The sequence below is a fragment of the Azohydromonas lata genome (assembly GCF_034427735.1).
Lineage (GTDB): Bacteria > Pseudomonadota > Gammaproteobacteria > Burkholderiales > Burkholderiaceae_C > Azohydromonas > Azohydromonas lata.
Window position 1 is genome coordinate 1 of the sequence record NZ_JAXOJX010000148.1, and the last position, 3,713, is coordinate 3,713.

The 3,713-nt window shown below is 72.1% G+C and carries 3 protein-coding genes; 2 read left to right on the forward strand and 1 reads right to left on the reverse strand.

Annotation, left to right across the window (positions count from 1 at the left end; genetic code table 11):
* Positions 1-248: 248 nt before the first annotated feature.
* Together SM757_RS34535 and SM757_RS34540 are read left to right on the forward strand one after the other, a co-directional pair.
* Positions 249-2,471, forward strand: a complete 2,223-nt coding sequence (locus SM757_RS34535) for a putative bifunctional diguanylate cyclase/phosphodiesterase (protein WP_066343398.1) — start codon at positions 249-251, stop codon at positions 2,469-2,471.
* A 12-nt stretch (positions 2,472-2,483) separates the two neighbouring features.
* Positions 2,484-3,365, forward strand: coding sequence for an ABC transporter substrate-binding protein (locus SM757_RS34540; protein WP_322468798.1), 882 nt, complete (start codon positions 2,484-2,486; stop codon positions 3,363-3,365).
* A 53-nt stretch (positions 3,366-3,418) separates the two neighbouring features.
* On the opposite strand, the gene SM757_RS34545 is transcribed toward SM757_RS34540, so the two are convergent.
* Positions 3,419-3,713 (reverse strand): Hpt domain-containing protein (locus SM757_RS34545; protein WP_322468799.1); only part of this gene is annotated, 295 nt, incomplete at its 5' end.

The following is a 3,713-nucleotide window of genomic DNA, read 5'->3' on the forward strand; positions in this document are numbered from 1 at the left end:
ATAAGAGACAGGGCCCACACCGCGCCGGCCCGCCGCTGAAGCTCCGGCCGTCGCAAGGCGGCTCAAAGCGTGCGCGGCTTCACGTTTTGAACGGCGCTTGCGGGCCGGCGCTTGCGCGCCGTCAATGACAATGGCCCCGCGCGCGCACCAGACCGACTTCCAACAGCGCGGCGCCGGTGGTTTTCGCATTGCCGGGACAACAAACAGATGCCGGGCTCTCCAGTCGTGTTCCGGTGAGGAAAGACACCGTGAACGACGTCGCTGCCGGGGATTTGGACGCCGTGAACCAGGACCATGGCCCGTCCGACGCCGCCAGGCTGCGCCGCCAGGTGGACGCTCTCCAGGCCCGCGTGCAGGCGCTGGACTGCAGTGCCCGCGAGGCCTGCGACGTCCACCAGCACCTGAGCGTGCAGGAAACGCTGCTGCGCACGGTGCTGGACGAGTCGCCGGACTTCATCGTCCTCAAGGACCACCAGGGCAACTTCCTGCTTTGCAACCAGCCCGTGGCCGATTTCCACGGCACCACGCCGCAGGCCATGGTGGGCCGCCACGAAGGCCACTTCAGCGCCACGCGCGAGCAGGCTGACCAGATACGCGCCGACGTGCTGGAGATCATGGCGCGCGGGCGCACCGAGACCGTCATCGAGGAGTCCATCGACGCGCGCACCGGGCGCAAGCGCTGGTTCAAGTCCATCAAGAAGCCCTTCGTGGGCGACGACGGGCTGCCGCGCATCCTCGTCATCGCCCACGACATCACCGACGTGCGCCGCGCACAGGAGCAGGTGCAGCAAAGCGAGCGGCGCCTGAGCCACGTGCTGGGCGCCACGGGCGAGGGCGTGTGGGACTGGGACCTGCGCAGCAACGCGCTGCAGCACAACCAGCGCTGGTACGAGCTGCTGGGCCTGCAGCCCACGCAGCTCACCGGCACCATCGCCGACTTCGAGGCCTGCCTCCTGCCGGAGGACTACGCCGCCGTCACCGACGCGATGCAGCAATGCCTGGACGGCCACGGCCCCTACCGCCACGAGCACCGCATGCGCCGCGGCGACGGCAGTGTGATCTGGGTGCTGGACCGCGGCGACGTGGTCGAGCGCGACGGCGAGGGCCGCCCGCTGCGCATGGTGGGCAGCCTGTGCGACGTCACCGAGCGCAAGACCGCCGAGGAGCTCACGCAGCGCCTGGCCTTCTACGACGCGCTCACCGGGCTGCCCAACCGGCGGCTGATGTTCGACCGGCTGCAGCACGCCATCGCGCTGGGCCGGCGCAACGCGCAGTTCGGCGCGCTGATGTTCCTGGATCTGGACCACTTCAAGGAGCTCAACGACACCCTGGGCCACGCCAGCGGCGACGCGCTGCTGCTGCAGGTGGCGCAGCGGCTGCAAGCCACCCTGCGCGGCAACGACACGGCCGCGCGCATGGGCGGCGACGAGTTCGTGGTGATTGCCGAAGACCTGGGGCATGAGCCGCTGAAGGCCGCCACCGCCGCCGAGGCGCTGGGCGCCAAGCTGCTCAAGGCGCTCTCGCGCCCCTACGCCCTGGACGGCGCGCTGCACCTGACCAGCTGCAGCTTGGGCGTGGCCCTGTTCGGCTACCCCGACGACACGGCCGACGAGATGCTCAAGCGCGCCGACTTCGCCATGTACCAGGCCAAGGACGCCGGGCGCAACACGCAGCGCTTCTTCGACCCGGTGATGCAGGAAACCGTGCTCGCGCGCGCGGCGCTGGCCGCGCAGTTGCGCCTGGGCCTGGAGCGCGGCGAGCTCGACGTGTACCTGCAGCCCGTGGTGGACGCCCAAGGACGGCGCGTGGGCGCGGAGGCGCTGGTGCGCTGGCGCCACCCGCAGCGTGGCCTGGTGCCGCCGGCGGAGTTCATACCGCTGGCCGAGCAGAACGGGCTCATCGTCGCCGTGGGCCAGCAGGTGCTGGAGACGGCCTGCCGCCAGCTCGTGGCCTGGCAGGCCGACGCGGCCACGCGCGGCCTCACGCTCTCGGTCAACGTCAGCGCCCGCCAGTTCCACCAGGGCGACTTCGTGCGCCAGGTGCTGGACACGCTCCAGCGCACCGGCGCCGACGCCAACCTGCTCAAGCTGGAGCTCACCGAGAGCCTGCTGCTCGGCGACGTGGACGAGGTGGTGCGCAAGATGCGCACGCTGCGCGCGCGCGGCGTGCGCTTTTCCATCGACGACTTCGGCACCGGCTACTCGTCGCTGGCCTACCTGAAGCAGTTGCCGCTGGACGAGATCAAGATAGACCGCTCCTTCATCGAGGACGTGCTGGGCGACGCCAACGACGCGAGCATCGTGCAGACCATCCTGCTGCTGGCGCGCAGCCTCTCGCTCAAGGTCGTGGCCGAGGGCGTGGAAAACGCGCTGCAGCAGGACTTCCTGGTCCGCCACGGCTGCCCGTACTTCCAGGGCTTTCTCTGGGGCCGCCCCGTGCCGGCCTCGCAGTGGGCGCCGCAGGCGGCCTGACAATGCCGGCGCATGAACGCCGCAGCCGCCACCACACCGACGCCCCCTGTTCCTGAAACTGAAACACCGCACGCCCTGGACTGCCTGGACACCGGCGGGCGCCCCGGGCGCATCGTCTGCCTGACCGAGGAGCCCACCGAGCTGCTCTACGCCCTGGGCGAGGAGCGGCGCATCGTGGGCATTTCCGGCTTCACCGTGCGCCCGCCGCGGGCACGGCAGGAAAAGCCGCGCGTCTCGGCCTTCACCAGCGCCAAGGTCGACCGCATCCTGGCGCTGCGGCCGGACCTGGCCATCGGCTTTTCCGACATGCAGGCCGACATCGCGCAGGCGCTGGTGAAGGCGGGCGTGGAGGTGTGGATCGCCAACCACCGCAGCGTCGCGGGCATCCTGGGCTACGTGCGCCGGTTGGGCGCGCTGGTGGGCGCGGCGCAGCGGGCCGAGGCCTACGCGGCGGCGCTGGAGGCGCGCGTGCGCGCCGTGCGCGAGGCCGCCGCGCGGCTGCCGCGGCGCCCGCGCGTGTACTTCGAGGAGTGGGACGCGCCGCAGATCAGCGCCATACGCTGGGTCAGCGAGCTGATCGGCATCGCCGGCGGCGACGACATCTTCCCCGAGCGCGCCGCGGCCCCCCTTGGGCGCGATCGCATCGTGGCCGACCCGCTGGAGGTGGTGGCGCGGCGGCCGGACATCATCATCGGCTCCTGGTGCGGAAAGAAATTCCGCCCCGAGGCCGTGGCCGCGCGTCCCGGCTGGCAGGACGTGCCGGCCGTGCGCGACGGCGAGCTGCACGAAGTGAAGTCGCCCCTCATCCTGCAGCCCGGCCCGGCCGCGCTCACCGACGGGCTGGACGCGCTGCACGCCATCGTGGCGCGCTGGGCCGCGCGCGGCGGGCGCTGAGCGGGCCAACGCTCCTGCCTGGCCCGTTGACTCTCCCCAAGGCTCCCGCCGCCTCAGCCCCCGCCCGCGTACCCGCGTATCGACGCCCGCGCCGTATCCAGCGCCGCCTGCAGCGCCGACAGCGTGGCCTGCGGCGACAGCCCCGTGCGGTAGACCAGCTCCGCCTCCTCGGCGCGGGCGCTCACGTCGGTCAGCGCCAGTTGCGCCGCGGCGCCGTTGAGCTTGTGGGCCAGCGCCGCGGCGGCGGCCGGCGTGTCGGCCGCGGCCATCTCGCGGGCCGCGTCGCCGTGCTCGCGCACGAAGTCGAGCAGGCACTGCCGGTACAGCGCCTCGTCGCCCCAGGTCGGC